The organism is uncultured Arthrobacter sp., from assembly GCF_902805515.1.
In the GTDB taxonomy this organism is placed as follows: Bacteria; Actinomycetota; Actinomycetes; order Actinomycetales; family Micrococcaceae; genus Arthrobacter_D.
In genome coordinates this window covers 1-5,409 of record NZ_CADCTE010000194.1, presented here as the reverse complement: position 1 = coordinate 5,409, position 5,409 = coordinate 1, and the positions used below count along the sequence as shown (strand labels likewise).

The 5,409-nt window shown below is 68.0% G+C and carries 5 protein-coding genes and 1 pseudogene; 5 read left to right on the top strand and 1 reads right to left on the bottom strand.

All coding sequences use genetic code 11. The features are described from left to right. The 5 genes and pseudogenes from QZX79_RS17555 to QZX79_RS17535 form a co-directional block, all read left to right on the top strand. Positions 1–318, top strand: a pseudogene (locus QZX79_RS17555) (Dyp-type peroxidase domain-containing protein); the annotation flags it as partial. A gap of 235 nt (positions 319–553) precedes the next feature. Next, positions 554–1,243, top strand: coding sequence for a type 1 glutamine amidotransferase domain-containing protein (locus QZX79_RS17550; protein ID WP_294570412.1), 690 nt, complete (start codon positions 554–556; stop codon positions 1,241–1,243). Between the two features lie 363 nt (positions 1,244–1,606). Beyond that, positions 1,607–2,305: an NAD(P)H-binding protein gene (locus QZX79_RS17545; RefSeq protein WP_294570409.1), complete on the top strand. Its 699-nt coding sequence runs from the start codon at positions 1,607–1,609 to the stop codon at positions 2,303–2,305. Positions 2,306–2,712: 407 nt separating this feature from the next. After that, positions 2,713–3,009, top strand: coding sequence for a DUF1330 domain-containing protein (locus QZX79_RS17540; protein WP_294570405.1), 297 nt, complete (start codon positions 2,713–2,715; stop codon positions 3,007–3,009). Positions 3,010–3,056: 47 nt separating this feature from the next. Further along, on the top strand, positions 3,057–4,250 hold the full coding sequence (locus tag QZX79_RS17535; RefSeq protein WP_294570403.1) for an MFS transporter: 1,194 nt from the start codon (positions 3,057–3,059) through the stop codon (positions 4,248–4,250). A 245-nt stretch (positions 4,251–4,495) separates the two neighbouring features. Here QZX79_RS17535 and glnA read toward each other — a convergent pair. After that, a partial coding sequence (gene glnA, locus QZX79_RS17530) for a type I glutamate--ammonia ligase (RefSeq protein WP_294570400.1) occupies positions 4,496–5,409 on the bottom strand: 914 nt, incomplete at its 5' end.

The window sequence follows — 5,409 nt, the reverse complement described above, 5'->3', positions numbered from 1 at the left end:
GACAGCGTCGAGTTCCCGGCGGACAGTATGCCGTCCAACGCGCATGTCCCGCGCGTGACGGTGGAGAAGGATGGTGTGGAGCTCAAGATCTTCCGGCGGAACGTCGCCTACGGCGGGGTGACCGATCACGGGACGGCGTTCGTCGGCTTCTCCCGGGATCAGTGGCGCATCGCCGAGATGCTCCGCCGGATGGCAGGCGCGACCGACCACATCCGCGACAGCCTGACGTTCTGGGTGACTCCGCTCTCCGGTGCGTTCTACACGGTGCCGTCGCTCGAAGCACTGGCCCGTTTCGTGGCGCCCGACGAGACGCGCTGAGCCGACCGCACCTGTAACGCATCTCGACTTCCACGGCACACATGACAGGCATGGCAACGACTCAGGTGCCACGGGTCGACGGGGCCACGAGACCCGCGGACCGCCTGCCCGTCACCTGACGCCGACCACCCGTGGACGCCGGTGCCTTCCCCGATCCCGGCGTCCACGGGTGCAGCACCGCTCGCCTCGCCCCGGCCCTACCCACCTGGGACCGGCCCCCGCCCGAAGGAGAACCATGAAGGTACTGATGGTCCTGACCTCGCATGACATGCTTGGTGACACCGGGCGCAAGACCGGCTTCTGGCTGGAGGAGTTCGCCGCCCCGTACTACACCTTCCGCGACGCAGGCGTCGAGACCGTGCTCGCCTCGCCCCAGGGTGGCCAGCCCCCGGTCGACCCGAAGAGCGCCGAACCGAAGGCCCAGACGGACATGACGCGCCGCTTCGACGCCGACCCCGAGGCGCAGGCCGCGCTGGCCAACACCGTGCGCCTGGACTCGGTGTCCGCCGCGGACTTCGACGCGGTCTTCTACCCGGGTGGGCACGGTCCGCTGTGGGACCTCGCCGAGGACAAGAACTCGGTGCAGCTGATCGAGGACACGGTGCGTTCGGGCAAGCCCGTCGCGCTGGTGTGCCACGCCCCCGGTGTGCTGCGCCACGTCACCAACGAGGACGGGACGCCGCTGGTCCAGGGCCGGGCCGTCACCGGCTTCACCAACACCGAGGAGGAGGCCGTCGGCCTGACCGACGTGGTTCCTTTCCTGGTCGAGGACGAGCTGACGAAGCTCGGCGGGAACTACAGCAAGACCGCCGACTGGGGTACGCACGTCGTCGAGAACGACCTGCTGATCACCGGTCAGAACCCGGGGTCGTCGACGGCCGCCGCGACCGCGCTGATCGCCCGCCACGGCCTGACGCAGGCCTGACGCAGGCCTGACCCGGGGCGACCTGTCCGGGGGTGGGCCCCACGGCCGCACCCGGACGGGTCTGCCCCACGCCGCCGGACCCACAGCCAGGGCGGATGACCGGCCCCGCACCTGCGGGGTGCTCTCTCGATCGGTAGGTACCGGACCGCTGGTCCAGGCCGAGCAGTGCGCCGCGGCCTGGTCTTCGATGCCCTCGGCTGCCGCACGCCAGCGAAGCCCGCATACCGGCACGGTCCAGTCTCACCGCGCTCCAGATCTGGACGACGAACTCGATGACACGTGCCCGGCACATCGAGCCCATGCAGCCTCCGAACAAGCCACACACCCCGCCCAGTGATCGAGAACATCGACGAGGAGCACTACATGACGGCATCCACGCACACCGGCGTTGGCAGTGTCTTCCTCATCGGCGCGACAGGCGGTGTGGGCCAGCACGTCGTGCGCCTCCTGCGGGAGCAGGAACACCGGGTCAGCGGGCTGCACCGTCAGCCGTCGCAGGCGACCGCGATCGAGGCCACCGGGGCGATGGCTGTGCGTGGCGACCTGGTCGACGACTCGGCGCAGACCCTCGCCGCGGCCATGGCAGGTCACGATGCCGTGGTCTTCACTGCCGGCGCCGGCGGCAACCCCGACATGGTGACCGCGATCGACGAGCGCGGCGCCATGAAGGCAGCCGACGCCGCCGCCCTGGCGGGGGTCCGCCGGTTCGTGCTGGTGTCGGTGTTCATGGACGCCTGGCGGGGCGAGAAGTCACCCGGCCCGGGCTTCGAGCGGTACATGGAGGCCAAGCGAGCCGCTGACGTCCACCTGTCCGGCACCGAACTCGACTGGTTGATCATCCGGCCCGGGACCCTCACCGACGATCCCGGCACAGGGCGGGTCGACGCCGGAGTGGCCATCACCTACGGCGACATCCCGCGAGCCGACGTCGCCGCCGCCATCGCGCACGCCGTCTTCGCACCCCAGCTCAACCGACTCGCCATCGAGATCACCACAGGCTCGCAGCCCATCGACGCGGCGCTGTCAGCGATCAGGTCCGGCCCTTGGCAGCCGGGTCTCTAGGGGCCGGTCGGGTCCAGCCGACCCGTTCGGCCGGGGTTGCGGTCCGGTCGTGCCACCAGCCCGACCAGGGAGCGGGCAACTCGCACTCGCGGGCCGGCACAGCAACAGCTGCAGGTGTGGGGCCGGCGCCACCGTGAGCGCAGCCCTGCGGAACTCCACCATCGCCCCGCACACGCTGTCGAGTGCGACGTCACCGATTACCTCCCGCACGATCCCCCATGCCATTTCGACGAATCGAGCACCGCAGTGGACAAGGACCCGTACTTCAGGATCTCCGATACATCGTCGACTGAGGCCCGAACGCTTCGGATGGACGATGTCGAGTCCGGGCTACCTGTCTCGGGCCATGACCCCGCGCCATCCGGACCGGCCGCCGTCGGGTCGATCAACCTCCTGAACGGCCACTCGTGAGCGCCTACGTCGTCATGATCCGGAAAGGAACCAGCGACGACCACGAGATGGCGACGTATCGCACGATGGCAAAGCTGGCTCGAGAGGGGCACGAAGTCACGCCGATCGCGGCGTACGGGGAGCTCGATGTCCTCGAAGGAGATGACCTGGACGGTGTCGCAATCAATCGCTTCCCATCCATGGACGCAGCGAGGGAGTGGTACAACAGCGACCGGTATCAGCAGGCGATGATTCACCGCCATCGAGGAGCTGACTACCAGGTCTTCGTGATCGACGGAGTCGATCAGCCGTAAGCGGGGAGACGAGAATGACCAGTGAATACACAGGTCAGAAAAGTGGAGTGACGTCACCTCGGAACAGCGCGTCCCGTTCCTGGGTGAGCGCAGCTCTGGCAATGTTCGTCGTCGCCTGGGGTGCCAACATGTTCGCCGCACTCCTGCACGTGTACCGCGCATCGCTCAGTTCGGTCGAGGTGGCGGCCCTGTTCGGCGCCTACGCCCTCGGCCTGATGCCGGCATTGTTGCTCCTGGCTCCGGTATCGGATCGCTGGGGTCGCCGAGTCGTCGTCATCCCGGCGTTGTTGCTGTCGGCGGTCGGTTCCGGGATTCTCCTGCTCGCAGGCGACTCGTTCATGGGCCTCCTCCTCGGTCGCATCCTCGTAGGAATCGCCGCCGGCGCGACGTTCGGGCCCGGAACCGCCTGGGTGAAGGAGCTCTCCGATCGAGCGGGAGCACAATCGTCCGGAGTGACCCGTGCAGCGGTCGCCCTCAGCGCCGGATTCGCCGCGGGTCCGCTCATTGCAGGGATGACTGCGCAATGGTTGCCCGGGCCGGAGTCGACCTCATACATCGTGCACCTCGTGCTCGTCGCCCTGCTGCTGCCCTTCATGTGGAAAGCGCCGGAGACCATGACGTCACCGCGAGGCGGAAGCGACGAGGCAACCTCTGGGATCGGAGATGCCTTGCGAAGCGGTGTCTTCCTCAAAGTCATCCTCCCCACCGCGCCCTGGGTATTCGGCGCTGCCACGACGCCTTTCGCCGTACTTCCGGGATTGGTCGGGCTCGGAGAATTCCGCGTGGTTGCCAGCGGTATCGCCGCCGCGGTGACCCTGGGCGTGGGCGTGCTCGTTCAACCGTGGGCGCGTGGTCTCGCGGCCCGTGCGCCTGCCGTGCCCTACCGGGTCGGACTCGGTGCACTCGTGGCGGGGATGCTCATGGCGGCGGCGACCGCACATACGCACTACGCCGTACTGCTCATCCCGACTTCGATCACTCTCGGCGGGGCATACGGGTTGTTGCTCGTCAGTGGATTGAGGTGCGTCGAGGCATTGGCGTCATCGAGAGACCTGGCCACTCTGACCAGCATCTTCTACGTCCTCACATATATCGGCTTCGCGTTCCCGCTGGTCGTCAGCTCGCTGACCCCCGTTCTGCCGGCGCCACAACTGCTCGTCGCCGCCGCGCTCGTCGGCGCAGCCGGATCAGTGGGCACGTTCATCGTCTGGCCGGCGCGATCGGTGCGGGCAGTCACGTAGCCGCTATCCACGATGAGTGTCCCCACCGTCGCCGCACCGTCTCGACGGGTAGGAGAAGCCACCACGGCCATCGCTGAGAGGTTCGCCCGCTGCGGTAGCGCGTCTGGGCTCGCGTCCCGGTAAGGACGCTCGGTGACTACACCGAGACGTCGGAACGCGGTCTGCCCACGACGACGAGTCCGCACGGGCCGCCGTTGGTGCTGTGCTGGCGGCCCGTGCGAACTCATCGGGACTGCTACCGCGTCTCAGATGTCGTAGTACATCGCGAACTCGTGCGGGTGCGGGCGGAGGCGGATCGGGTCGATCTCGTGCTCGCGCTTGTACTCGATCCACGTCTCGATCAGGTCGGGCGTGAACACCCCACCGTCGATGAGGTAGTCGTGGTCGACCTCGAGCCGGTCGAGGACGGCGTCCAGCGACGCGGGCACCTTCTCGATGCCCAGGGCCTCCTCGGGCGGCAGCTCGTAGAGGTCCTTGTCGACCGGGGCCGGCGGCTCGATCTTGTTCTTCACGCCGTCGAGGCCGGCCATGAGCATCGCCGAGAAGGCGAGGTAGGGGTTGGCCGACGGGTCGGGGACGCGGAACTCGATGCGCTTGGCCTTGGGGCTGTCGCCCGAGATCGGGATGCGCAGGCACGCCGAGCGGTTGCGCGCGGAGTAGACCAGGTTGATCGGGGCCTCGTAGCCGGGCACCAGGCGGTGGTAGCTGTTCACCGTCGGGTTGGTGAAGGCCAGCAGGGACGGCGCGTGGGCCAGCAGGCCCCCGATGTAGTGGCGGGCCATGTCCGACAGGCCCGCGTAGCCGGTCTCGGCGTGGAAGAGCGGCTCGCCGTCCTTCCAGAGGCTCTGGTGGCAGTGCATGCCGGAGCCGTTGTCACCGAACAGCGGCTTGGGCATGAAGGTGGCGCTCTTGCCGGCGGCCCAGGCGGTGTTCTTCACGATGTACTTGAAGAGCATGAGGCTGTCGGCCGACCGCAGCAGCGTGTCGAACTTGTAGTTGATCTCGGCCTGACCGCCGGTGCCGACCTCGTGGTGACCGCGCTCGAGCTGCAGCCCGGCGTTGGTCAGGTTGGTCATCATGTCCGACCGCAGGTCGCTGAAATGGTCGTAGGGCTCGACCGGGAAGTAGCCGCCCTTGGCGCGGGTCTTGTACCCCAGGT